Genomic DNA, 22,825 nt, shown 5'->3' on the forward strand with positions numbered 1-22,825 from the left:
CGCTCAGCGAAATCGTAGCGGAGCAGCGCATGCCAAGTCCAGTTCCACTCGGCGAAGCGATCGCGGCCCATGTGCACGACGGCGACACCGTGGCGCTCGAAGGCTTCACCCACCTGATCCCGTTCGCGGCCGCCCACGAGATCGCCCGGCAGGGCCGCCGTCATCTGACGCTGGTCCGGATGACGCCCGACGTCGTCTACGACCAACTGATCGGGCTCGGCGTCGCGGACGAGTTGGTGTTCTCGTACGGCGGCAATCCGGGTGTCGGCTCACTCCACCGGCTCCGGGACGCGGTCGAGGAGCACTGGCCGCATCGGCTCGTCGTCCACGAGCACAGTCACGCAGGCCTCGCCAACGCGTACGTCGCCGGCGCTGCCCGGCTGCCGTTCGCCGTACTGCGCGGATACCGCGGAACGGATCTGGAGGAGCAGCGGGACATCATCAGCCGGGTCACCTGCCCGTTCACCGGTGAGGAACTGGCCGCGGTGAGGGCGGTGAACCCGGATGTGGCGGTGATCCACGCCCAACTGGCGGATCGCGACGGCAACGTCATGCTGTGGGGTATCACCGGCGTGCAGCGCGAAGCGGTGCTGGCGGCGGACCGGGCGATCGTGACCGTGGAAGAGGTGGTCGACGAGTTCCCGGAGCGCACCGGCGCCGTAGTGCTCCCGAACTGGGTGCTGTCCGCGGTGTCCGTCGTACCGAACGGTGCGTGGCCGTCGTACGCCGCCGGGTACTCCGTGCGTGACAACGACTTCTACAAGGAGTGGGACGCCGTTTCACGTGACCGTACGGCGTTCCTGGAGTGGGCCCGGGTCAACGGACTCCCAGCCGCGCAGGAGGCGGGCACACATGCCTGAGACCTGGGACAGCGCGGACATGATGAATGTGGCGGCAGCAAGGGAGTTGTCCGACGGGGACGTCTGCCTGGTCGGCGTGGGTCCCCCGAACCTCGCGGCGAACTTGGCTCGGCGGACTCACGCGCCCCACTGCCGGCTCGTCTACGAATCGGGGGCCATCGACGCCAAGCCTCGCCGGCTGCCGTTGTCCATCGGTGACGACGATCTCGCCGCGACGGCGACCGCGGTGGTGTCGGTGCCGGAGATGTTCAACTACTGGGTGGGCGCCGGGCGGATCGATGTCGGGTTCCTCGGGGCGGCGCAGCTCGATCGGTACGGGAACATCAACACGACCGTGATCGGCGAGCACGCCAATCCCAAGACCCGGCTGCCGGGGGCGGGCGGAGCACCCGAGATTGCGGCGGCGGCCGGCCGGGTGATCGTCATCGTCAAGCAGTCGCCGCGGACGTTCGTGGAAAAGCTCGATTTCGTCACCTCCGTCGGCTACGGCCCGACCGGACGCGAACGCGAGGCCCCGGGCGCCGGTCCCACGCTCGTCATCACCGACCACGGCGTACTCGAACCCGACCCGGTCACCAACGAGCTGACCCTGACCAGACTGCATCCCGGCGTGACCGTCGACCAGGCCCGGCAGGCGACCGGCTGGGACCTGAAGGTTGCCGACAGCATCAAACAGGTGGACCCGCCGACCGAGAAGGAGCTGACGGCTCTCCGTCGCCTGCGCAGCCGGGAGGACTTCGATGCCTGACGGGTTCGTGCACACGTTCCTGCCCGGCCGGGTGGTGCTGGGCGCCGGGTCGCTGGACCGGGTCGCCGACGAGGTCGAGCAACTGGGAGTACGGCGCGTGTTGCTGATAGCCACCAGATCGGCCCGCGACGCGGCGGATGTGGTCGAGGTCCAACTCACCGACCGGTTCGCCGGCCGGATCGACGGCGTGACCCAGCATGTGCCGACCGCAGTCGCGGAGAACGCTCGAGAAATGGCGAGGGTGGTCGGCGCCGACGGGGTGGTCGCGATCGGCGGCGGGTCGGCGATCGGTCTGGCGAAGGCCGTCGCGCTGACGAGCGGGGTGCCGATCGTCGCGGTGCCGACGACCTACGCGGGATCCGAGATGACCCCGGTCTGGGGAGAGACGTCGGCCGACGGCAAGACCACCGGATCCGATCCGGCAGTGTTGCCAAAGGTCGTGGTCTACGACCCGGTCCTGAGTCTGCACCTGCCGAAGAAGGTGACCGCGGCCAGCGTCGCCAACGCCCTTGCCCACTGCGTGGAGGCGGTGTGGACGCCGCGAGCCGACCCGATCACCGAGACCATCGCGGTCGAAGCAGCACGCGCGCTCGCCATGGGACTCGAACCCGTGCTGCAAGCCCCAACCGATATCGATGCCCGAAGCAACCTCTTGTACGGCGCGTGTCTGGCCGGCTCGGCGTTCGCAGCTGCCGGGTCGGACCTGCACCACAAGCTCTGCCATTTCCTCGGCGGCACTTACAACCTCCCCCACGCCGAGACCCACGCCGCCGTACTCCCCCAGGTGGCCCGCCTCAAGGCGCCCGAAGTACCGCAAGCCAAGGCGCGCCTGGAAGCCGCCTTCGAAACAACGGATCTCGCAACCGGCCTCTACGACCTGTTCACCGCGGCCGGTATCCCCACCAACCTGAAGGATCTCGGCCTGAGCCACGACCAGGCCCAGGAAGCCGCTCACAAGGCAGACCTTGCTCCCACCGAGGTCCTCGACGACATCCTCACCCGCGCCTGGGCAGGGACCAGGCCCGAAGGAGCACCCCGATGAGACAGGCCTACATCCTGGACGCGGTCCGCACCCCGGTCGGCAAGCTGGGTGGTGCCCTCGCGTCCGCGCGGCCGGACGACCTCGCCGCAGCAACGCTCAAACAGCTCACAAGCCGCACGACGCTCGACCCGGCGGAGCTCGACGACGTCTTCCTCGGCAACGCGAACGGCGCCGGCGAGGAGAACCGCGACGTCGCCAGAATGGCCGCCCTGCTCGCCGGTTTCCCCACCAGCGTTCCGGGTACGACGGTCAATCGCCTGTGCGGATCCGGGCTCGAAGCAGCCATCCAGGCAGCCCGCGCGATCGAGACGAACGACGCCGACCTCGTGATCGCCGGCGGCGTCGAGTCGATGAGCCGGGCACCCTGGGTGCTGCCGAAGCCGGACCGCGCCTACCCCCACGGCAGCCTGACCGCCGAGTCGACGTCCCTCGGCTGGCGGCTGGTCAACCCGAGGATGCCGAAGGAGTGGACGATCTCTCTCGGCGAGGCGACCGAACTCCTCGCCGAGAAGTACCGGATCAGCCGCGAAGCCCAGGACCTGTTCGCCCTGGAGAGCCACGAGAAGGCGGCCAAGGCCTGGGCGGCCGGCGCCTTCGACGCCGAGCTCGTGCCGTGGGAAGTTCTCGGCATCGACGGTCCGCCCCTGACCCGCGACGAGTCGGTCCGCGACGGCGGCACCGTCGAAACCATGGCCCGGCTGAAACCGGCGTTCCGGTCGGACGGCACAGTCACCGCGGGCAACGCATCCACGCTGAACGACGGCGCGTCCGCCGTACTGATCGGATCCGAAGCGGCAGCCAGGCGACTCAGCCTCACACCGATGGCGCGGATCGTGAGCCGGGCTGTCCACGCGGTCGATCCGGAGTACTTCGGGATCGGTCCGGTCGAGGCATCCCGGAAAGCTTTGGCCAAGGCAGGAATCGGCTGGGGCGACCTGACTCTGGTCGAGCTCAACGAGGCCTACGCGGCCCAGAGCCTTGCTTGCCTGCAGCAATGGCCTGAACTGGACCGGAGCAGGGTGAACGTGAACGGCGGAGCGATCGCCCTCGGCCACCCGCTCGGCAGTTCCGGCACCCGCATTCTCACCACCCTCGCCCACGAACTCGGCCGGCGCGGCGGTGGATACGGCCTGGCAACGCTCTGCATCGGCGTGGGCCAGGGCCTGGCGATGGTGATCGAAGCATGAGGAGCGACCAGATGGACCTGCAAGGCGACGAGTTGACCGAGGCGGTGGTGGCCAGCTTCGACCACAGCGCCGACCCGCGCACCAAGACCGTCATGACCGCCTTGGTGCGTCACCTGCACGCGTTCGCCCGTGAGGTGGAGCTGACCGAGGACGAGTACTTCACCGCGATCGACTTCCTCACCCGGACCGGCCAGATCTCCACCGGTACCCGGCAGGAGTTCGTGCTGCTGGCCGACGTACTCGGGCTGTCGATGCTGACCGTCGGCCTGGAGAACCGCAAGCCGCCGGAGGCCACCCAGTCGACCGTGTTCGGGCCGTTCTTCGTCGAGGGATCACCCGAGGTCGAGAACGGCGGCGACATCGCGAACGGCGCCCCCGGACAGCCCTGCCTGGTGACGGGGCGCGTCCTGAACACCAAGGGCGAGCCGATCCCGGACGCCTTGGTCGAGACCTGGCAGGCCGACGAGGAAGGCTTCTACGACGTCCAGAAGGGCCTCGACGTACCGCAGAACCGCGGCCACCTGAGAACCGATGCCGAAGGCAACTATGCGTTCTGGTCGGTGAAGCCGGTCGCCTACCCGATCCCGGACGACGGCCCGGTCGGCGAACTGCTCCGCGCCGGCGGCCGCGGCCCGATGCGCCCGGCCCACATCCACTTCATGGTCACCGCACCCGGGTACGCGCGGCTGATCACGCACGTGTTCGCGGCCGGCGACGAGTACCTCGCCAACGACGCGGTCTTCGGCGTCAAGGACTCGCTGATCGCCGAGTTCACCGAACACCCGGCCGGCACGCCGGCCCCGTACGGCGAGACGCCGGACCAGCCCTACTACACCGTCCACTACGACTTGGTGCTCGCCACCACCGAGGAGACGCAGTGATCAGCACAGATGTCCTCATCGTCGGCAGTGGTCCCGCCGGCGGAGCCGCGTCGCTCTTCCTGTCCACGTACGGCGTCGACAACGTCGTACTGACCAGGTACGGCTGGACGGCGAACACGCCTCGTGCCCACATCACCAACCAGCGCACGATCGAACTGATGCGTGACATGGGCATCGAGGACCAGGTGATCGACAAGGGCACCGAACACGCTCTGATGGGTGAGACGGCGTTCTGCACGAGCCTGGCCGGTGAGGAGATCGGGCGGATCCGCACCTGGGGTACGCATCCGCGCCGGCTGGCCGACTACACCGAGGCGAGTCCGACGCTGCCCTGCGACCTGCCGCAGACGCTGTTCGAGCCGATCCTGCTCAGTACGGCGGCCAGTCGCGGTGCACGGCTCCGGTTCAACACCGAGTACCTGTCGCTCGAGCAGGACGACGACGGCGTCACCGCGACGGTCCGCGACCGGTTGAGTGACACGACGTACCAGATCCGCGCGAAGTACCTGGTCGGTGCGGACGGCGGCCGGAGCAAGGTGGCGCAGGACATCGGGCTGCCGATGGCCGGCGCGATGGACGTCGAGGGCTCGATGAACATCGTCTTCGAGGCCGACCTGTCCAGGTACGTCGCCCATCGCCCGAGCGTCCTGTACTGGGTGCTGCAGCCCGGCGCGGAGATCGGCGGGATCGGCGCCGGCCTGATCCGGATGGTCCGGCCGTGGAACGAGTGGCTGATCGTCTGGGGTTACGACATCACCCAGCCGGCGCCGGTGGTCGACGAGGCGATGGCGACCGAGATCGTGCACAACCTGGTCGGCGACGACAGCATCGACGTGAAGCTGAAGAGTACGTCGGTCTGGAGCGTCAACCACATGTACGCCGAGAAGGCCTCGAACGGCCGGGTGTTCTGTATGGGCGACGCGATCCACCGGCACCCGCCGAGCAACGGCCTCGGCTCGAACACCTCGGTCCAGGACGCGTACAACCTGGCCTGGAAGCTCGCCCTGGTGCTCCGCGGACAGGCCTCGCCGAAGCTGCTCGACACCTACGACGAGGAGCGGGTGCCGATCGCGCGGCAGATCGTCGAGCGGGCGAACAAGAGCCGGAACCAGTTCGGTCAGATCTTCCGGGCGCTCGGGATGACGCCGGACGCACCGCAGGGGCGGACGATCGAGTCACGCAAGGACGACACCCCGGAGGGTGCCGCCCAGCGTGCGGAACTGCGCGCCGCGATCGAGCTGAAGAACTACGAGTTCAACGCGCACGGTGTCGAGCTCGGCCAGCGCTACCGGTCGGCCGCGGTGATCGCCGACGGTACGCCGGAGCCGTCGTACGACCGGGATCCCGAGCTGTACTACCACCCGACGACCTGGCCGGGTGCGCGGATCCCGCACTGCTGGCTGACTCGCGGTTCGGACACCGTCAGCACCCTCGACATCGTCGGCAAGGGTCGGTTCACCCTGCTCACCGGTATCGGCGGCGACGCGTGGGTGAAGGCGGCACAGTCCGTCTCCGAACACCTCGGCGTACCGATCGAACCGTTCATGATCGGGCCCGGCCGGGAGCTGGACGACCTGTACGGCGACTGGTCGCGGGTGCGCGAGATCCCCGACGCCGGGTGCCTCCTGGTCCGCCCGGACGCGCACATCGCCTACCGGTCCTTCGACCTCCCCGCCGACGCCACCGATGCGCTGCAGCAGGCGGTTCTCACGCTGTTAGGTCGTGTCTGGTAATTCCGCGCCGTCGCGAGCAGGTGCTCGGTGCGGTGCATCGGCGTGCTGGAGCGGAGGTTGCGATGCGGAGCATCGTGGCCTTCGCGCCAGTGCGGCGAGGTGCCGTGCCGAGTGCCGCGCAGTAGGCGGGGAATTGCCAGACACGGCCTAAGCCGCTGAGGACTGGTCGGCCTCCTGCAGGATGCGGTCTAGGATCGCCGAGATCTCGGCGGTCTCGGCGTCCAGCAACGTGATCAGCGCGACCCGGGACGTTTCCGTGCGCGCCTCCAGAGCCGCCGCGCTCAGGGCGCGCACGGTCCCCAGTTCGTAGATCAGCTCGTCCCACAGTGAACTCATCAACTGCCCCCTATTCCCGTCACAAACCCAGTACGCCGTGCACGATGCACGCCGCCCCGCCCGAGTTGGGGTCTGACTTTGGTCGAGAAGCCTCACTTACTCACCGAACACAACGCCGCACCCAGGGTGGAAGTTACGGACCTGTCAGCAATCTCCAGCTGTGCGCCGGCACGAGCAGCGGGTCCTCGGCGGGCTCGTCGGCAGTCAGCCGCGCCGCATCGACCGGGAAGCGCCGGGGCTCGTCCGAGATGTTGAGCAGGAGGAGCAGCTCCGATCCGTCCCCCGTCGACCGCAGGGCGATCGTCTCGTTGGTGAGGTGCTCGACCTTCGTCCGTCCACGGCTCAGCCAGGCGTTGCGACGCCGTACGCCGATCAACCGCTGGTGCAGCTGGTACGTCGGCCGGCCGGACGGAGCCAGGTCCTCGGGCGAGTCCGGGAACGCCGGGCGGATCGCGTCGTCGCCGCCGGCCCGGTCCTCCTTCACACCGCGGAACGCCTGCTCGTCGCCGTAGTACACACTCGGAACGCCGCCGACCGCGAACAGGATCGCGAGCGCGTGACCGAGGTGCCTCTCGTCCTCCAGCCGGGACGCGATCCGGGTCACGTCGTGGTTGCCGACGAAGGTCTGCGGCACGAACGTGTCGAGCAGCGCGTCGTGCCGGCCGAGGGCGTAGGCGAGCTCGAAGAAGTTGCGGTCGTTCAGCGAACTCCAGATCGCCTTCCACAGCTCGTACTGCGTGACCGAGTCGAGCCCGCTCGTCTCGACGTACCCGGCGTAGTCGCCGTGGATGACCTCGCCGAAGAACCAGGCATCCGGGTACCGCTCCCGCGGCAGGACGGCACGCCAGAACTCCGGTGGTACGGCGTACGCGGCGTCGAGCCGCCAGCCGTCGACACCGGTTTCGAGCCAGTGGGACAGGACGTCGTTGACGTACTGCGCGACCGCGGGCTGCTCGTGGTCGAGGGCGACGAGATGCTCGTGCCCCTCGAAGGTGTCGTACGAGCCGTCCGCCCGACGACGGAACCATTCCGGCGGTCCTTCGAAGGACCGGGCGACGTGGTTGAACACACCGTCGAGCGCGATCCGCAGCCCGCGACGGTGAGCCGCGGCGACGAGCCGGTCGAAGTCGTCGTCGTCCCCGAGCCGTGGATCGATGCGGAAGTGATCCACGGTGTCGTAGCCGTGCGTCTCGGACGCGAACACCGGTCCGAGCAGGAGCCCCGAGCAGCCCAGGTCGATCGCGTAGTCCAGCCAGTTCTCCAACCGGCTGAGCCGGTGGACGAGCGGCGTACCGGCCTCCATTTCCGCACCGGTGAAGCCGAGCGGGTAGACGTGCCACCAGATCGTCTCGTCAGCCCACATGGTCTACGGCTTCTGGCCGAAGGTGTGGCGGCGGATCCAGGCGTGCAGGGCGATCGCGGCCGCGGCGCTGGCGTTGATGGAGCGGGTCGAGCCGAACTGGGCGATGGATAGCACGTCGGTGCAGATCGCGTGCGCCTCGGCGGTCAGGCCCGGGCCCTCCTGGCCGAAGAGCAGGACGCAGGCCGCGGGCAGTTCGTACGTCTCCAGCGGCACCGAGCCGGGCAGGTTGTCGATCCCGATCACGGGCAGTCCGCGCTCGGCGGCGTACGACGCCAGGTCCTCCAGGCGCGGGTGGTGACGGACGTGCTGGTAACGGTCGGTGACCATCGCGCCACGGCGGTTCCACTTCCGGTTGCCGACGATGTGCACCTCGGCGGCCAGGAAGGCGTTCGCAGTCCGGACGACCGAGCCGATGTTCAGGTCGTGCTGCCAGTTCTCGATCGCGACGTGGAACGGGTTCCGCTGCCGGTCCAGGTCGGCGACGATCGCCTCGAGCTTCCAGTAGCGGTATTTGTCCACCACGTTGCGGCGATCGCCGTGGGCGAGCAGCTCCGGGTCGAACCGCGGGTCGTCCGGCCATTCGCCCTCCCACGGCCCTACTCCGACCTCGTTCGGCCCCACCATGTCAGCACCGATCAGGTCCCGGTTTCTTCCGTCGACAAGCTCACGCACAGGTTGGGACGCTACCCTGTCCGCGTGCTTTCTCTTGTCGCGATGCTCATGCCGAACTGGATGGACCCGGAGTACCTGCTGAACTGGCTGGGTGACTGGGCCCTCTGGGGTACGGCCGCGGTCGTGTTCGTCGAGTGCGGGTTGCTGTTCCCGATCCTGCCCGGCGACTCGCTGCTGTTCGCCGTCGGCCTGTTCGTCGCGCACGGGACGATCGACGTACCGCTGTGGCTGACCTGTGTGGTCCTGACCGTGGCGGCCTTCCTCGGCAACGTGTCCGGCTACTACATCGGCCGGGTGCTCGGGACCACGCTGTTCACCAACCCGAACGCGCGGTTCCTGAAGCCGAAGTACATCGAGCAAACGCATGAGTTCTTCGAACGGTACGGCCCGCGGGCGCTGGTGCTGGCCCGGTTCGTGCCGATCGTGCGGACGTTCATCACCGTGGTGGCCGGCGCGGGCAAGATGGACCCGCGGAAGTTCTTCGTCTGGACCGGTGTCGGCGCCGTGCTGTGGGCCACCGGCCTCACCCTGCTCGGCCACGCCCTCGGCCGGGTGAAGTTCATCCACGAGCACCTCGAGTCGGCCATCCTGCTGATCGTGCTGGTCTCCGTGGTGCCGATGTTCGTCGAGTGGTTCCTGGCCAAGCGCCGCGGCCGCATCACCGCGCTGGCGGCCTCGGCCGACGACGCCGACGCCCCGAAGCCGGCGGCCACCACCAACCACCTCGGCGACTGATCTCGCGACAGCGCGCTACTGCCCGAACGGGAAGTGCGGGGCGGACCAGACCCAGTCCGTGGTGAGATCGGCGAGCGGGGCCACTTCCACCTCACCGCGCAGCAACGGGCCGACCACCCGACCGGAGCCGAGTGAGCACGCCACCCGGATCCGGTCAGCCGCCTGGTACCAGACCAGCGCCCCCCGTGGCGCCGCCCCCTCCTGCAGCAGGGCGTGATGGTCGAGCCACCGGACCGCGTCGGCCGCATCGTGCCAGCCGCTGTCCTGGGCGTAGCCGAAGGCCATTCGCTGGAACTTCAACGGCCAGTCCTGCCAGGCCGTCGACCCCACCCGTTCCAGTTGCCAGTTCAGCGCCGCCTCGGTGTCCCGCGGGTTCGCCACCCGCGGGACGCTCCGGCGCTCCACGGCTACCTCCCCCCAGGCCATAGCTGTTCCCCCGATTCCCCCGAACCGCCGGCCTGTTGCCGTGGCAGAAAGATCCTGTCCGACCGCGATACACCCGCCGTACATTCGCCGGCAGCCGTGAATCAGCCTGCCGCGGGGGTGGTGTCGAAGGCGGCGAGCTCGCGGCGGCACTCCGCGGCGCGGACGTCGTTCCCGGCCTGCTGCCAGACCCGCGCGGCGCGATCGAGCGTACGGCGGGCCGACTCGAGGTTGCCCGTGGACAGGTACAACTGCCCGAGGTGCTGCGCCGCCTGCCCTTCGACACTGCGATCGCCGAGCCGGTGGCCGATGTCGATCGAGTCCAGCAGCATCTTCCGCGCAGCCGCCACCTCGCCGCGCGCCATCAGCGTCTGGCCGAGGTCGGCCCGGGTGTACGCCGCGCAGTGGTCGTCGCCCATGCCGGTGAAGATCGCCAGCGCCGTGCGCAGTTGCCTGACGGCCTGGTCGTACCGCCCCTGCTTGGCCCGGAGCGCCGCGATCCGGCGCCGGACCTTGGCCTCGCGGTGGACGTCGGCCCGTCGTACGGCGAGCAGGAACGCCCTGGCCAGATAGTGTCCCGCCGTCACCGTGTCACCGCGGGACAGCCAGACGTTCGCGATCGCGGTCCGGGCCAGCGCTTCGGCATTGGCGTTGCCGACCTCGACGAAAGCCTCGACGGCCTGCTCGTACTGCTGCAGCCCTTCGTCCGGCCGGCCGCGTTCACGCAGCCAGGTGCCGAGTCCGACGCCGGCGATGCCCTCGCCGAGCCGGTCGCCGACCTCGGCGGACAGTTCCGCGGCCGCCGTCAGATGCCGCCACGCGGTGTCCCAGTCGTCCTGGTACAGCGCGAGTTGACCGAGGTTGCGGTGCATGATCGCCTCACCGCGCCGGTCACCGCACGCCATCGCGCTGAGCAGACCCTGCTGGTGCGAGCTGTTCCAGTCGTCGAAACCGGCCCGCATGTCCAGGTACGGCGCCCAGGCCGACGCGATCCGCCACGCGTGGTCGTGCAACCCGTTCTGCGCCGCGGCCCGGATCGCGGGCACGAACGTACTGCGTTCGCTGTCGAACCACGCGATCGCGTCGGTCTCGGTGAACGGCGACGGATCCGGCCCGCTCACCGGCCCGGTGTGCTCCAGCACGCCGAAGTACTCGAACGCGAGCGCGGCGTTGGCCCGGCGCATCTTGTTCAGGATCGCGTCCAGCACCGTCGTCACGTCCCGGACCGCCTGCGCCTTCTGCTCCTCGTCGCCGATCCCGAGGGCGTGCAGCCGGAGCAGGTCGTGGACCCGGTAACGCGCCGTACCGCGGTGGTCGACCGAGCTGATCCGGACCAGGTTGACCTCGATCAGCCGGTCCAGGCTGCGTCGTACGGCGGCCGGCGACGCGACCGCCTCGAGCGCCCGGGCCGAAAAGACTCCGACCGCGAAGTGCCCGATCAGCCGGTACAGCCGGGCCTCCTCCGGGCTGAGCGCGCCGTAGCTGAGATCGGCACTCGTGCGTACGGCAAGCTCGCCGATGCTCAACTCGTCCAGCCGGGACGACTCGTCGCGCAGCCGCCGGGCCAGCTCACGCGGGCTGAGGTCCGGCCGCTGCGCCAGTCGGCTGCCGACGATCCTGATGGCGAGCGGAAGGTTCGCGCAGGCGGTCAGGATCTCCTCGGCCTCCGGCGAGGCGGGGTCGACGCGGCCGGTGCCGGCCACCTGCTCGAGCAGAGCGGCCGCTTCGGCGTCGTCGAAGGTGTCCAGCGGCAAGCTGTCCGCGCCCGCCAGGTCCATCAACCGGTTGCGGCTGGTGACGACGACCGCGGAAGCGCCCGTACCGGGCATCAGCGGGGTCACCTGGCTCGCCGTGGCGACGTCGTCGAGGATGATCAGCACCCGGCGGCTGGCCAGCTCGGACCGCAGCATCGCCGACCGCCGCTCGGGATCGGTCGGGATCGCGTAGTCGGGCAGGTTGAGGCTGAGCAGCAGATCGGTGAGCGCTGCCGCCGGATCGCGCGGCTGCGTCGCGCCGTGCATGTCCAGGTAGATCTGGCCGTCCGGGAACGACTCCCGGACCAGATGGCCGAGCCGGACCGCGAGCGACGTCTTCCCGGTCCCGGGCGCACCGGAGATGACCGCGACCGGCGGGCGGACGGGGTCGCGGCCGCAGACGAGGTCGCGGAGCTGCTCCAGGTGTTCCTGGCGGCCGCTGAAGTCGGGCAGGTCGAGGGGCAACTGGCTCGGGGGCCGCTGCGGGTCCGTCAGCTCCGGCGCCGCCATCGGGCCTGGAGGTACGGCGTCCTGTCCGGGGCGTTCAGTCGTACGGGTGGCGGGGATACCCGGGTTCGGCCAGTTGGCGGAGCGGCCCTTCTCCGCACGGGCTCCGGCAGCTTCGAGTTCCGGGCCGGGTTTGATGTCCAACTCGTCCGCGAGGGTCTGCACGGCCTTGGCGTAGGCGGCCCGGGCTTCACCGACCCGGCCGGCGGCCAGCAACGCGTCGACCAGGCGCCGCCAGAGCTGCTCGTCGTACGGGTCGTCGGTCAGGCGCGCGCTGAGCAGGACTGCGGCACCGCTCGCGTCGCCATGCTCCAGCCGGAGTTCCAGCAGTGTGTCGACCAGGCCGCGGTGCTGCGCCTCCAGGCGGGCGAGCGAACCCTCCCACGCGGCCGGGATCGGCAGGTCCTCGAGCGGGCGGCCGCGCCAGAGTGCGTACGCCCGGGACAGCACCTGCATGGCCTGGCGGCCCTCACCGGCGTCCCGGAGGTGGCCCCCCTCGGCGAGCAGCGACTCGAACAGGCTGGCGTCCAGCTCGTCGACGCCGACCTCGATGCTGTAGCCGGCCGCCGAGGTGTCGATCGGAGCGGGCAGCCCGGCCTCCTGCAGCACGCCACGCAGTGCCCGGACATAGGTCCGGATGTTGGCGGTCGCGGACCGGGGCGGATTGTTCTCCCAGAGCGCGTCGGCGATCAGGTCGGTCGAGACGAACCGGTTCGGGTGCAGCAGCAGGGTGGCCAGCAGCTGACGCGGCTTGGCGGCCCGGAGCGGCTGCCCGTGGACGTGGCCGAGACGCAGAGGTCCGAGGATTCCGTACCTCAGACTGTCCACGTGCCTGCCCTCTCCCACTGTTGAACCGACCTATCGTGGCATCCCGTTGTACTCCTGCGGAAGGCCGATGTACGCCGGATGTATCTCGCTGCGGCACTGTTGACACCGGTACCGGGGGGAGGACAGGCCCGGGAGTGATGACTTGACCGCCGTCACGCCCGGGTCTGGCACTGGTAGGGAGCTCGGGGTCGGGGGCCTCGAACCACGGGGAACCGGTGCCTAGTGGCCACCGGTGAACGGCGGCTGTCCGTCCTGCGGGCTGGGGGAACCCGCAGGCGGGCCGCCCACCGGTGGCTGACCCCCCGGAATCTGCGGGTGGATCTGACCCGACGCCTGTGGCCCGGACTGCATCTGCGGCGGCGCCTGCTCACCGGCGACCGAGCCGATCGTCCCGAACGAGACCTGCGGCACCGACCGCACCTGCTCGTCCTTGACCTCGAAGTACCCGGCCTTCTCGAACTTGAAGGAGTTCGCGACGACGTTCGACGGGAACGCCTCGACCCGGGTGTTGTAGTCGCCCACATTGGCGTTGAAGAACCGCCGGCCGGCCGCGATCCGGTCCTCGGTGTCGGTCAGCTCGCGCTGCAGGTGGAGGAAGTTCTGGTTCGATCGCAGCTGCGGGTACGCCTCGACCGAGACCATCAGCTGACGCAGCGCACCGGACAGCTCGCTCTCCGCGGCGGCCCGCTGCTCCGGCGGGGCGCCCTGCACGTTCACCGCCTGGGTCCGCAGCCGGGCGACCTCCTCGAACACGTGCCGTTCGTGCGCGGCGTACGCCCGGACCGTCTCGACCAGGTTCGGGATCAGGTCGTAGCGACGGTGCAGTTCGACGTCGATCTGGCGCCACGACTCCTGGATCAGGTTCCGCTGCTTGACGAACCGGTTGTACGACACGACCAGCGCGATTCCCACGATCACGACGACCGCGACGACCGCGACGATGACGAAGGTCAGCATTCCCCTGCTCCCGAGTGTCGGCGATGCTCAGGTGCGACTCTACGGGTGATGAGGTCCCCCGACCCGCGGGTCGACGCCGGCGTAGTCCTTCCAGACGTACGGCGGGACCTGCTCGACCACCTGTTGCAGCAGGGACAGCCGGTTCATCACCTCGGCCGGGTCGTGCGCGCCCTTGTCCCAGCCGACCAGCGAATTGCCCTCGATCCGCCAGCCGATCTCGCCGCGGGCCAGCAGCAGTTCCATCATCCTCGGCGTCACCACCGCGTGCCCGAACCGCTCGTCGTCCGCCTTCACCCGGAACGCCCGGTTGAACTGGTCGCTCTCGAACTGGAGGTCGCGGAACCCGAACGCGTTCGCCACCGCCCCGCCGAAGATCCCCTCGTGCGTGACCTCCAGGTGCGGCAGCGCCCCGGGCAGTTGCAGTACGACGACGCCGAACTTGTGCGTGGTCGTCGTACGGCGGCCCTTCGAGTCGGTCGAGTGGGTCTGGTAGCTGTAGTCGAAGGCAACCATCTGGTGACCGTTGAACGCGCCGGACAGCACGTTCTTGACCTGCCAGTTGTCCCCGGTCCGGAACGGCGTACCCGACCATTGGCCGGCCAGAGCGTTGTTGGCCGGCTGGTACGTCCAGCCCTGCTGTGCGGCGAACCCGGCGAACAGCCCGCGCCGCTTCTTCGCGGCCAGGTGGTTCAGGTAGAAGATGCCGAGCGCGACCACGAAGGCGATCGGCACGAGCAGCGCCGGGTTGAACTCCATCAGCCGAGCCCGAGGTCCTCGAGCCCGAACACGGCCCGGTACTCCAGGCCCTCCGACTCCACCTTCTCCTGCGCGCCGGTCGCCCGATCCACGATCACCGCCACCGCGACCACCTCGGCGCCGGCCTCACGCAGCGCCTCGACCGCGGTCAGCACCGAGCCGCCGGTGGTGGAGGTGTCCTCGACCGCGAGCACCCGGCGGCCCTTCACGTCCGGGCCTTCGATCCGGCGCTGCAGGCCGTGCGTCTTCTCGGCCTTGCGGACGACGAACGCGTCCAGCCGGCGGCCCTGCTGCGCGGCCGCGTGCAGCATCGACATCGCGACCGGGTCCGCGCCGAGAGTCAGTCCGCCGACCGCGTCGTACTCGAGATCCTTGGTCAGTTCGAGCATCGCGGGGCCGATCAGCGGGGCCGCGTCCGCGTCCAGCGTGATCCGGCGCAGGTCGACGTAGTAGTCGGCTTCCTTCCCCGACGCCAGCGTCACCCGGCCGTGCACGACGGCCTTCGACTTCACCTGCTCCAGCAGTCCGTCCCGGTCGTAGCTCATGGCGCCTCAGCCTAGTTCACCGCTGAGTTCAGGCCTTCTTGCTCACCTTCACCAGATGACCGAAGGCCACCGATCTGTCCGGGGAGTGGAACAGGTCCTGGCAGGTGGTCAGCGTGATGATCGACTTCGTCGGGGTCTCTCGCGGTTTCCCGGGGACAGGATCGAGGACCCAGTTGTCGGTCGGCTTCACGGTCAGGTCGCGCGGCGATCCGTCGAGTTCGTAGGTGTAGACGGCCTCCGCGGTCTCGACGATCACCTCGTCGCCCTTGCGAAGCTCGAGCAGTTTGCGGAACGGAGATCCGTGCGTGACCCGGTGCCCGGCGATCGCGAAATTCCCCGGCCGGCCGGGGAGCTGGGTCTGCGGGTAGTGCCCGATCCCACGGGCCAGGTCGTCCTTGCCGACCCCTTCCACGACAGGTTTCTCCCAGTCCTTGCCGAACTTCGGGATCCGCAGCAGCACGATCGGCTCACCGGTTGCCGGCGCGACCTCGGACGGGGCCGGTTTCGCCCACTGCTCACGCAGCGCGTTCTCCGCCTCGCCCATCTTCCGGTCGGAGGTGATCCCGGTCCCGAAGTACTGCCAGCCGACCCACCCCAGCAGCCCGAGTCCCGCCACCAGCAGGACGACCCCCAGTCCCCGCACCACGCCCCGCGCCATGCGGACAAGTATGCAGATGATCTGAAAAGGCTGTGTACGACGTGTCGATGGACGCCGGTGGTTGCCCGGGACGACGATGTGGACGATCGTCGTACTGGAGGTGCGCTGTGAAGGCACTCGTCAAGGCCGAGGCCAAGGCCGGTCTGTGGTTGCAGGACGTTCCGGAGCCGAAGATCGAGGCCGACGAGGTCTTGATCAAGGTGCTCCGCACGGGTCTGTGCGGCACCGACCTGCACATCCAGAGCTGGGACCACTGGGCGCAGAAGAACGTGCCGGTGCCGATGGTGACCGGGCACGAGTTCTGCGGTGAGGTGGTCGACATCGGCGTCGGTGTCCGCGACGTCGCCGTCGGTGACCTGGTCAGCGGCGAAGGCCACCTGGTCTGCGGCCGCTGCCGCAACTGCCGGGCCGGCCGCCGCCACCTCTGCATCGAGACCCGCGGCCTCGGTGTCCACGTGCCGGGCGCTTTCGCGGAGTACGTCGCTCTGCCCGCGAGCAACGCGTGGGTGCACAAGGACCCCGTCGACCTGGACGTCGCGGCGATCTTCGACCCGTTCGGCAACGCCGTACACACGGCGCTGTCGTTCCCCCTGGTCGGCGAGGACGTCCTGATCACCGGAGCCGGGCCGATCGGCGTGATGGCCGCGGCGGTCGCGCTGCACGCCGGCGCGCGGAACGTGGTGATCACCGACCTGTCGGAGTACCGGCTGGACCTGGCCCGCAAGATCGGCGTCACCCGCGCGGCGAACGTGGGTTCGGAGAGCATCGCGGACGCGCAGCAGAGCCTGGGGATGCGGGAAGGGTTCGACGTCGGGATGGAGATGTCCGGGCAGCCGGCCGCGCTGCGGGACATGATCGCCAACATGACGCACGGCGGCCGGATCGCGATGCTCGGACTGCCCGCGGACGAGATCGCGATCGACTGGAGCACGGTCGTGCTCAACATGCTGACGATCAAGGGCATCTACGGCCGGGAGATGTTCGAGACCTGGTACTCGATGTCGGTGATGCTGGAACGCGGCCTGGACCTGACCCCGGTGATCACCCACCGGTTCGGGTACGGCGACTTCGAGCACGCCTTCGACGTGGCCCGGCAGGGGCACTGCGGCAAGGTGATCATGGACTGGACGACGGAATCCCTGGAGGAGAAGCACTGATGTTCGGGCGGATGCGGGACGACCTGGCGGCGACCATCGGCGAGATCCGGGACGCCGGGCTGTACAAGTCCGAGCGGGTGATCACCTCACCGCAGCAGTCGCTGATCTCCGTCGCCTCCGCCCAGGAGGTGTTGAACTTCTGCGCCAACAACTACCTCGGCCTGGCCGACCACCCCGAGGTGATCGCGGCCGCCCGCGCCGCCCTGGACGAGTGGGGCTTCGGGATGGCCTCGGTCCGCTTCATCTGCGGCACCCAGCAGATCCACAAGGACCTGGAAGGTGCCTTGAGCAACTTCCTGGGCACCGAGGACACCATCCTGTACAGCTCCTGTTTCGACGCCAACGGCGGCCTGTTCGAGACCCTGCTCGGCGCCGAGGACGCGGTCATCTCCGACGAGCTCAACCACGCCAGCATCATCGACGGCATCCGGCTGTCCAAGGCCCGGCGGTACCGCTACAAGAACCGCGACATGGCCGACCTGGAGGCGCAGCTCAAGGACGCCGCCGACGCCCGCTACCGGCTGATCGCCACCGACGGCGTCTTCTCGATGGACGGGTACGTCGCTCCGCTCGACGAGATCTGCGACCTGGCCGACCGGTACGACGCCCTCGTGATGGTGGACGACTCGCACGCGGTCGGTTTCGTCGGCCCGGACGGCGCCGGGACGCCGTCGCTGTTCGGTGTGAAGGACCGGGTCGACGTACTGACCGGAACCCTCGGCAAGGCTCTCGGCGGCGCCTCCGGCGGTTACGTCTCCGGCCGCCGCGAGATCGTCGAACTGCTCCGCCAGCGCTCCCGCCCGTACCTGTTCTCCAACTCGCTGGCCCCGTCGGTCACTGCCGCGTCGCTGAAGGCCCTCGAACTCATCGCCGGCTCCACCGCCCTCCGCGACAAGCTCAAGGCCAACACCACCCTCTTCCGCACCAAGATGACCGAGGCCGGCTTCGACGTACTGCCCGGCGATCACCCCATCTCCCCCGTCATGATCGGCGACGCCGCCGAAGCCGGCCGCCTGGCCGACAAGCTCCTCGAGCTCGGCGTGTACGTCATCGGCTTCTCCTACCCCGTCGTACCCCACGGCAAGGCCCGCATCCGCGTCCAACTCTCCGCCGCCCACTCCACCGAAGACGTAGAGCAGGCCATAGCCGCCTTCGTCGAGGCCCGCGCCGCCCTTACCTGATCGTCCTGACCGTTGGTGCCGCTGATGGTACCGCTCGCGGTACCATCAGCTCATGGCCATGAATCTGCGGCTCAGTCCCGAGATGGCGTCGGCGCTCCAGGCCGAGGCCGAGCGCACCGGCAGGTCACAGCAGGAGATCGTCCGGGAAGCTGTCACCCGTCATCTGCACCTGGTCGAAGATGATGCCTCCGCAAGCGATCGAGAACGGGCCAGGGCAGCACAGGTAGTACGTCCGGCCCGGGTGGCCTATCGGAGGGTGACGCCACGACTCCGCCTCCCGAAGGGCACTGACAGTCTCGGCCTGCTCGATCGGGACGACCGCTTCTGATGCGTGTCTACATGGACAGCAGCGCCCTGATCAAGCGAGTGATCGTGGAGCAGGAATCCACTGAGCTGGTGGACTTCCTCGATGCGCACTACCAGCAGGCCGACCTCTTGGCATCGTCTTCGCTCGCCTGGGTCGAGGTGTCACGCGCCGTACTGGCGCGAGCCAAGGCATCGGCGGATGCCGGCGATCTGATCGATGGGGCGATGTCCGGCATCGACGAACGCCCCATGACAGCCGAGGTGGTCAGCGTCGCTCGGCGGACCGAGCCGCTGGTGCTGCGGAGCTTCGATGCCATCCACCTTGCAACGGCGGTGTTGATCGACGCCGACCTCGTCGTCACGTACGACGACCGACTGGCGGACGCCTGCCGCCGGAACTCCCTCGCCGTCGCGTCACCCGGCCGCGAGTGAGGCCCGCGCCGACCTCAGCTGACCCAGGACCTAGGGTGTTGCGGTCTGTCCGGGTGAGGGAGTGTCATGCGTCGGTCGGTGGTTGTTGCTGGGGTGGTGGGGCTGCTGTTCGTTGCGGCCTGTGGTGAGGACGGGGAGACGCCGGTGGCGGCCTCCTCGAGTCCACCGGCTTCGCCGAGTGCGACACCTGGTACGACGCCCAGTCCGGAGCGGAGTGCTCCCGTCGTACGGGCCACGCCGGCGCAGCTGAGCATGGCCGCGGCCGGCAAGCAGTACCTGCTGGTGACCCGGCCGTACAACGTCGCGCTGGAGCGCTTCGAGAAGGCAGCCAACACCGGCGCCTCGGTGGCAACGCTGCGGTCCCGGGCTCGGGCGGTCGCCGCCGCCAACCTGGCTGAGTCGAAGCAGCTCCAGGCGATCCCCTGGCCCTCCAAGGTCGACAAACAGATCCGGGCGTTGACCGAAGCCGACGCTGCGGCCCGGCCGCACTGGTTGCGGGCGGCCGAGGCCGACAGCCTCTCGGAGATGGCGCGTCACCTGAAGCTCGCGTCGGCCGAGAGCGGCAAGGCACCCGCCGCCGAGATCCGCCGGTTGCTCGGACTCCCGAAGTACGACGAGAAGGACTACAGCTGATTGTCGGTGCTCGCGGGGAGGATGCGGGTATGGCGGTTCTGAGTGCTAAGGCGGTCGGCCGGGCGACGCTTGCCAGGCAGATGTTGCTGGAGCGGGCGGACGTGTCTGCGGTGGAGGCTGTGGGCCGGTTGGCCGGGATGCAGGGACAGGAGCCGAAGCATCCCTACGTGGGGTTGTGGTCTCGGGTCGCCGGGTTTGCGGAGGGAGACCTGGATCGGGCCGTCGAGGAGCGGGAGGTCGTGCGGGCCACCCTGTTCCGCGGGACGTTGCACCTGGTCACGGCCGAGGACTACCTGCGGTTCAGGACGACCTTGGCGCCGGTGCTCGAGGCGGGGCTCCGGATACTGAAGGAGCGGGGTGAGGGACTCGAGCCGCAGAAGGTGGTGAAGGCGGCGCAGAAACTGCTGGCGAAGGAACCGTTGACCTTCACCGAGGTGCGGGACGCGTTGCAGAAGGAGTTCCCGGCCGTGAACGAGCGGGCGCTCGGCTTCTGCACCCGGATGATGGTGCCGTTGGTGATCCACCCGACGGGCACCCGGTGGAGTTGGCCGGCGAACGCGCGGTTCACCCCCGCCGAGGCCTGGCTGGGCGGCAAGCTCCATCCGAAGCCGGTGCCCGACGAGCTCGTACTCCGCTACCTGCAGGCGTTCGGTCCGGCGACCCCGGCCGACTTCCAGACGTGGTCGGGGCTGCCGAAGGCGAAGCCCGTGTTCGACGGCCTGGAGCTGGAGCGGTTCACCGACGACGCCGGGAAGACGCTGTACGACGTACCCGATGCACCGCGACCTGATCCGGACACCCCGGCTCCGGTCCGGTTCCTGCCGGAGTTCGACAACCTGCTGCTCGCCCATGCCAAACGCGAGCGGATCATCGCGGATGAGCACAAGCCGGCCGTCTTCACGAAGAACCTTCGCGTCAAGGCGACGTATACCGTCGACGGCCTGGTCGCCGGGCTGTGGACGGCGGCGAAGAAGCGCGGTGTGGCGACTCTCACCCTCACGCCGTTCGGGCGTACGACGAAGAAGACGCTGGCCGAGCTGGAGCGTGAGGGAACGGGGCTGCTGCGATTCCTGGAGCCCGATGCGAAGACCTTCGAGGTGGTTACGGATGGGTGATGAGGTTGTTGTCACACGTCGGATGACTGGGCCGGAACCCTCCGGCCCGGTGGAATAGACGAATGAGCACAGTCCCCACCATCACTCTGGACAACGGTGTCGCGATCCCGCAGCTGGGCCTGGGGGTCTGGCAGATCGAGGACGAGATCGTCACCGACGTCGTGACGACCGCGTTCGAGGCGGGCTACCGGCACGTGGACACGGCGGCGATCTACGGCAACGAGGCCGGCGTCGGGCGGGCGATCGCCGCGTCGGGCCTGCCCCGCGACGAACTCTTCATCACCACCAAGCTCTGGAACAGCGACCAGGGCTACGACACGACGCTGAAGGCGTTCGACGCCAGCCTGGAGCGGCTCGGGCTGGAGTACGTCGACCTGTACCTGATCCACTGGCAGGCGCTGAAGAAGGACAAGTACGTCGAGACCTGGAAGGCGTTCGAGCAGCTGTACGCCGACAAGCGGGTCCGCGCGATCGGGGTGTCGAACTTCCACGAACCGGCGCTGCGGCGGCTGTTCGACGAGACCACGATCCGGCCGGCGGTGAACCAGATCGAGCTGCACCCGGCGCTGCCGCAGGACGGGCTGCGCGCGTTCAACGCGGAGAACGACATCGTCACGCAGGCCTGGAGCCCGCTGGCCCAGGGCGAGCTGCTCGACCAGCCGACGCTGAAGACGCTGGCCGACAAGCACGGCAAGACGCCGGCCCAGGTGGTGATCCGCTGGCACCTGCAGCTCGGCAACGTGGTCATCCCGAAGTCGAAGACCCCGAGCCGGATCAAGGAGAACATCGACGTGTTCGACTTCCAGCTCGACAACGACGACATGGCCGCGATCGCCGACCTCGAGACCGGCGTCCGCACCGGCGGCGACCCGGACACCTTCGGCTGAGCCCCAGGCCGGCCGAGTCAGTCTCGGCCGGCCTCAGAGCAGGTAGAGGAAGCGGGCCAGGACCGGTGAGCGGTTGTCCGGCGACCAGGCGACGGAGAGTTGCCAGGGTGGCAGGTCGTCGGACAACTCGCGGTAGACGACCGCGTCCGGGTTCGACGGCGGCGTCGGCCCGATCAGCAGTGAGACCCCGAGTCCCGCCGCGACCAGCGAGACGATCGTCTGGACGTCGGCAGCCTCCTGCTCGATCCGCGGCGTGAACCCGACCGCACGGCAGTAACCGACGAGCGTGTCGTAGACGACGGGCCCACTGGAGCGCGTGTAGAAGACGAACGGGTCGTCCGCGAGTTCCTCGAGCCGGATCCGCTTCCGCCGTACCAGCCGATGGCGCGCCGGAAGGACCGCGACCAGCGGATCGTTCGACACCGCCCGGGTCAACAAGCCGTCCATGCGGCCCGCCTGACCCTGCGCGGTCCGCGCACCCTCCGGCGTGGTCGGGCGCATCAGGCCGACATCGATCCGGCCGTCGCGCAACGCCTCTGTCTGCCGGATCGTCGTCAGGCTCTCCAGATCGAGCACCACCTCGGGATACGCCTGCCGGAACGTGCCCAGCAACCGCGGCAGCGCCTCGAACGTCGCGGACTGGACGAACCGCAACCGCAGCGTCCCGAGCTCACCGCGCTGGGTCCGCTGGGCGGTGCGGACCGCCTCCTCCGACCGCCGCAGCAGGTCCTGCGCGTCGGCCAGGAACGCCTCCCCGGCCGCGGTCAGCACGAAGCGGCGACGGACCCGGGCGAACAGTTCAACTCCCAGGTCGCGCTCGAGGGCGGCGATCTGCCGGCTGAGCGACGGCTGCGTGAGGTGCAGCCGGGTCGCGGCCCGGCCGACGTTCATCTCCTCGGCCACCACCACGAACGATCTGAGTTGACGCAGTTCCATGACCAGATCATGCACCAAACACATCAACTCTGCGAAGAACTTTCATTGGACGTATCAAGGCCCGAGTTCCTACTGTCGAAGTGTCGAAAGGAACCACCGTGATGTACGTCCCCTACAACGTGATCAAGACCATCCATGAGGAGACACACTCCGCCTATCCGAACGCCCGGGTCGTCCCGCACATCCCGCGTCC

24 protein-coding genes are annotated in these 22,825 nt (G+C 69.0%); 14 read left to right on the forward strand and 10 right to left on the reverse strand.

The window, feature by feature from the left end; translation table 11 throughout:
- Positions 1 to 29 precede the first annotated feature (29 nt).
- From ACYVOK_RS04670 to ACYVOK_RS04695, 6 genes are read left to right on the forward strand one after another with little or no spacing between them, the layout of a single operon-like run.
- A complete protein-coding gene (locus tag ACYVOK_RS04670) occupies positions 30 to 860 on the forward strand; it encodes a CoA transferase subunit A (RefSeq protein WP_460660971.1) in 831 nt (276 codons plus the stop codon).
- Positions 853 to 1,608 carry a CoA-transferase subunit beta gene (locus ACYVOK_RS04675; RefSeq protein ID WP_460660972.1) on the forward strand — a complete coding sequence of 252 codons (756 nt, stop codon included), beginning with the start codon at positions 853 to 855 and terminating at the stop codon, positions 1,606 to 1,608. The genes ACYVOK_RS04670 and ACYVOK_RS04675 overlap by 8 nt, the downstream gene beginning before the upstream one ends.
- Complete coding sequence (locus ACYVOK_RS04680; RefSeq protein ID WP_460660973.1) at positions 1,601 to 2,650, forward strand: maleylacetate reductase; 1,050 nt, start codon at positions 1,601 to 1,603, stop codon at positions 2,648 to 2,650. The genes ACYVOK_RS04675 and ACYVOK_RS04680 overlap by 8 nt, the downstream gene beginning before the upstream one ends.
- Positions 2,647 to 3,837, forward strand: a complete 1,191-nt coding sequence (locus ACYVOK_RS04685; protein WP_460660974.1) for a thiolase family protein — start codon at positions 2,647 to 2,649, stop codon at positions 3,835 to 3,837. Before ACYVOK_RS04680 ends, ACYVOK_RS04685 begins: the two co-directional genes overlap by 4 nt.
- Positions 3,834 to 4,718, forward strand: coding sequence for an intradiol ring-cleavage dioxygenase (locus tag ACYVOK_RS04690; protein WP_460660975.1), 885 nt, complete (start codon positions 3,834 to 3,836; stop codon positions 4,716 to 4,718). The genes ACYVOK_RS04685 and ACYVOK_RS04690 overlap by 4 nt, the downstream gene beginning before the upstream one ends.
- Complete coding sequence (locus tag ACYVOK_RS04695; RefSeq protein WP_460660976.1) at positions 4,715 to 6,451, forward strand: FAD-dependent oxidoreductase; 1,737 nt, start codon at positions 4,715 to 4,717, stop codon at positions 6,449 to 6,451. Before ACYVOK_RS04690 ends, ACYVOK_RS04695 begins: the two co-directional genes overlap by 4 nt.
- Before the next feature lie 147 nt (positions 6,452 to 6,598).
- On the opposite strand, the gene ACYVOK_RS04700 is transcribed toward ACYVOK_RS04695, so the two are convergent.
- From ACYVOK_RS04700 to ACYVOK_RS04710, 3 genes are all read right to left on the reverse strand, one after another.
- Positions 6,599 to 6,787: a hypothetical protein gene (locus ACYVOK_RS04700; protein WP_460660977.1), complete on the reverse strand. Its 189-nt coding sequence runs from the start codon at positions 6,785 to 6,787 to the stop codon at positions 6,599 to 6,601.
- Positions 6,788 to 6,920: 133 nt separating this feature from the next.
- The gene (locus ACYVOK_RS04705; protein ID WP_460660978.1) at positions 6,921 to 8,150 is read right to left on the reverse strand and encodes an alpha-amylase family glycosyl hydrolase; all 1,230 of its coding nucleotides are present in this window, start codon (positions 8,148 to 8,150) and stop codon (positions 6,921 to 6,923) included.
- A gap of 3 nt (positions 8,151 to 8,153) precedes the next feature.
- The gene (locus tag ACYVOK_RS04710; protein WP_460661255.1) at positions 8,154 to 8,774 is read right to left on the reverse strand and encodes a TrmH family RNA methyltransferase; all 621 of its coding nucleotides are present in this window, start codon (positions 8,772 to 8,774) and stop codon (positions 8,154 to 8,156) included.
- A gap of 72 nt (positions 8,775 to 8,846) precedes the next feature.
- Here ACYVOK_RS04710 and ACYVOK_RS04715 point away from each other — a divergent pair, with 72 nt between their 5' ends.
- Positions 8,847 to 9,557, forward strand: coding sequence for a DedA family protein (locus tag ACYVOK_RS04715; RefSeq protein ID WP_460660979.1), 711 nt, complete (start codon positions 8,847 to 8,849; stop codon positions 9,555 to 9,557).
- A gap of 15 nt (positions 9,558 to 9,572) precedes the next feature.
- Here ACYVOK_RS04715 and ACYVOK_RS04720 read toward each other — a convergent pair whose 3' ends face one another.
- The 6 genes from ACYVOK_RS04720 to ACYVOK_RS04745 all read right to left on the reverse strand — a co-directional run bounded on the left by ACYVOK_RS04720 (position 9,573) and on the right by ACYVOK_RS04745 (position 15,985).
- Positions 9,573 to 9,962, reverse strand: a complete 390-nt coding sequence (locus ACYVOK_RS04720; protein ID WP_460660980.1) for a hypothetical protein — start codon at positions 9,960 to 9,962, stop codon at positions 9,573 to 9,575.
- A gap of 122 nt (positions 9,963 to 10,084) precedes the next feature.
- Positions 10,085 to 13,069, reverse strand: coding sequence for an AfsR/SARP family transcriptional regulator (locus tag ACYVOK_RS04725; protein WP_460660981.1), 2,985 nt, complete (start codon positions 13,067 to 13,069; stop codon positions 10,085 to 10,087).
- Positions 13,070 to 13,288: 219 nt separating this feature from the next.
- Positions 13,289 to 14,026, reverse strand: a complete 738-nt coding sequence (locus ACYVOK_RS04730; RefSeq protein ID WP_460660982.1) for a LemA family protein — start codon at positions 14,024 to 14,026, stop codon at positions 13,289 to 13,291.
- 39 nt (positions 14,027 to 14,065) lie between these two features.
- Complete coding sequence (locus tag ACYVOK_RS04735; RefSeq protein WP_460660983.1) at positions 14,066 to 14,782, reverse strand: hypothetical protein; 717 nt, start codon at positions 14,780 to 14,782, stop codon at positions 14,066 to 14,068.
- Positions 14,782 to 15,327, reverse strand: coding sequence for an orotate phosphoribosyltransferase (pyrE, locus tag ACYVOK_RS04740; RefSeq protein WP_460660984.1), 546 nt, complete (start codon positions 15,325 to 15,327; stop codon positions 14,782 to 14,784). Before pyrE ends, ACYVOK_RS04735 begins: the two co-directional genes overlap by 1 nt.
- Before the next feature lie 28 nt (positions 15,328 to 15,355).
- Positions 15,356 to 15,985, reverse strand: a complete 630-nt coding sequence (locus ACYVOK_RS04745; protein ID WP_460660985.1) for a class E sortase — start codon at positions 15,983 to 15,985, stop codon at positions 15,356 to 15,358.
- A gap of 107 nt (positions 15,986 to 16,092) precedes the next feature.
- Here ACYVOK_RS04745 and tdh point away from each other — a divergent pair, with 107 nt between their 5' ends.
- The 7 genes from tdh (at position 16,093) to ACYVOK_RS04780 (ending at position 21,696) form a co-directional block, all read left to right on the forward strand.
- Entirely contained in the window at positions 16,093 to 17,142 is a 1,050-nt protein-coding gene (tdh, locus tag ACYVOK_RS04750) for an L-threonine 3-dehydrogenase (RefSeq protein WP_460660986.1), read from the forward strand.
- 11 nt (positions 17,143 to 17,153) lie between these two features.
- Positions 17,154 to 18,323 (forward strand): glycine C-acetyltransferase, encoded by a 1,170-nt coding sequence (locus ACYVOK_RS04755; protein ID WP_460661256.1) that lies wholly within the window; start codon positions 17,154 to 17,156, stop codon positions 18,321 to 18,323.
- A 52-nt stretch (positions 18,324 to 18,375) separates the two neighbouring features.
- Positions 18,376 to 18,651, forward strand: coding sequence for a ribbon-helix-helix protein, CopG family (locus ACYVOK_RS04760; protein ID WP_460660987.1), 276 nt, complete (start codon positions 18,376 to 18,378; stop codon positions 18,649 to 18,651).
- Positions 18,651 to 19,061 (forward strand): type II toxin-antitoxin system VapC family toxin, encoded by a 411-nt coding sequence (locus ACYVOK_RS04765; protein ID WP_460660988.1) that lies wholly within the window; start codon positions 18,651 to 18,653, stop codon positions 19,059 to 19,061. The genes ACYVOK_RS04760 and ACYVOK_RS04765 overlap by 1 nt, the downstream gene beginning before the upstream one ends.
- A gap of 66 nt (positions 19,062 to 19,127) precedes the next feature.
- A complete protein-coding gene (locus ACYVOK_RS04770; RefSeq protein ID WP_460660989.1) occupies positions 19,128 to 19,694 on the forward strand; it encodes a hypothetical protein in 567 nt (188 codons plus the stop codon).
- Between the two features lie 29 nt (positions 19,695 to 19,723).
- Positions 19,724 to 20,809 carry a winged helix DNA-binding domain-containing protein gene (locus ACYVOK_RS04775; protein WP_460660990.1) on the forward strand — a complete coding sequence of 362 codons (1,086 nt, stop codon included), beginning with the start codon at positions 19,724 to 19,726 and terminating at the stop codon, positions 20,807 to 20,809.
- A gap of 62 nt (positions 20,810 to 20,871) precedes the next feature.
- The gene (locus tag ACYVOK_RS04780) at positions 20,872 to 21,696 is read left to right on the forward strand and encodes an aldo/keto reductase (RefSeq protein ID WP_460660991.1); all 825 of its coding nucleotides are present in this window, start codon (positions 20,872 to 20,874) and stop codon (positions 21,694 to 21,696) included.
- 33 nt (positions 21,697 to 21,729) lie between these two features.
- Here the strand turns inward: ACYVOK_RS04780 and ACYVOK_RS04785 are convergent, their stop codons facing one another.
- Entirely contained in the window at positions 21,730 to 22,632 is a 903-nt protein-coding gene (locus ACYVOK_RS04785) for a LysR family transcriptional regulator (RefSeq protein WP_460660992.1), read from the reverse strand.
- Positions 22,633 to 22,825 lie beyond the last annotated feature (193 nt).

Source organism: Kribbella swartbergensis, assembly GCF_054784135.1.

Excerpts from the sequence above, each read along its gene's own strand:
- ACYVOK_RS04670 (WP_460660971.1), top strand. The coding sequence starts at position 30 with ATGCCAAGTCCAGTTCCACTCGGCGAAGCGATCGCGGCCCATGTGCAC.
- ACYVOK_RS04675 (WP_460660972.1), top strand. The coding sequence starts at position 853 with ATGCCTGAGACCTGGGACAGCGCGGACATGATGAATGTGGCGGCAGCA.
- ACYVOK_RS04680 (WP_460660973.1), top strand. The coding sequence starts at position 1,601 with ATGCCTGACGGGTTCGTGCACACGTTCCTGCCCGGCCGGGTGGTGCTG.
- ACYVOK_RS04685 (WP_460660974.1), top strand. The coding sequence starts at position 2,647 with ATGAGACAGGCCTACATCCTGGACGCGGTCCGCACCCCGGTCGGCAAG.
- ACYVOK_RS04690 (WP_460660975.1), top strand. The coding sequence starts at position 3,834 with ATGAGGAGCGACCAGATGGACCTGCAAGGCGACGAGTTGACCGAGGCG.
- ACYVOK_RS04700 (WP_460660977.1), bottom strand. The coding sequence starts at position 6,787 with ATGAGTTCACTGTGGGACGAGCTGATCTACGAACTGGGGACCGTGCGC.
- ACYVOK_RS04705 (WP_460660978.1), bottom strand. The coding sequence starts at position 8,150 with ATGTGGGCTGACGAGACGATCTGGTGGCACGTCTACCCGCTCGGCTTC.
- ACYVOK_RS04710 (WP_460661255.1), bottom strand. The coding sequence starts at position 8,774 with ATGGTGGGGCCGAACGAGGTCGGAGTAGGGCCGTGGGAGGGCGAATGG.
- ACYVOK_RS04730 (WP_460660982.1), bottom strand. The coding sequence starts at position 14,026 with ATGCTGACCTTCGTCATCGTCGCGGTCGTCGCGGTCGTCGTGATCGTG.
- ACYVOK_RS04735 (WP_460660983.1), bottom strand. The coding sequence starts at position 14,782 with ATGGAGTTCAACCCGGCGCTGCTCGTGCCGATCGCCTTCGTGGTCGCG.
- pyrE (WP_460660984.1), bottom strand. The coding sequence starts at position 15,327 with ATGAGCTACGACCGGGACGGACTGCTGGAGCAGGTGAAGTCGAAGGCC.
- ACYVOK_RS04745 (WP_460660985.1), bottom strand. The coding sequence starts at position 15,985 with ATGGCGCGGGGCGTGGTGCGGGGACTGGGGGTCGTCCTGCTGGTGGCG.
- ACYVOK_RS04755 (WP_460661256.1), top strand. The coding sequence starts at position 17,154 with ATGCGGGACGACCTGGCGGCGACCATCGGCGAGATCCGGGACGCCGGG.
- ACYVOK_RS04760 (WP_460660987.1), top strand. The coding sequence starts at position 18,376 with ATGGCCATGAATCTGCGGCTCAGTCCCGAGATGGCGTCGGCGCTCCAG.
- ACYVOK_RS04765 (WP_460660988.1), top strand. The coding sequence starts at position 18,651 with ATGCGTGTCTACATGGACAGCAGCGCCCTGATCAAGCGAGTGATCGTG.
- ACYVOK_RS04770 (WP_460660989.1), top strand. The coding sequence starts at position 19,128 with ATGCGTCGGTCGGTGGTTGTTGCTGGGGTGGTGGGGCTGCTGTTCGTT.
- ACYVOK_RS04775 (WP_460660990.1), top strand. The coding sequence starts at position 19,724 with ATGGCGGTTCTGAGTGCTAAGGCGGTCGGCCGGGCGACGCTTGCCAGG.
- ACYVOK_RS04780 (WP_460660991.1), top strand. The coding sequence starts at position 20,872 with ATGAGCACAGTCCCCACCATCACTCTGGACAACGGTGTCGCGATCCCG.
- ACYVOK_RS04785 (WP_460660992.1), bottom strand. The coding sequence starts at position 22,632 with ATGGAACTGCGTCAACTCAGATCGTTCGTGGTGGTGGCCGAGGAGATG.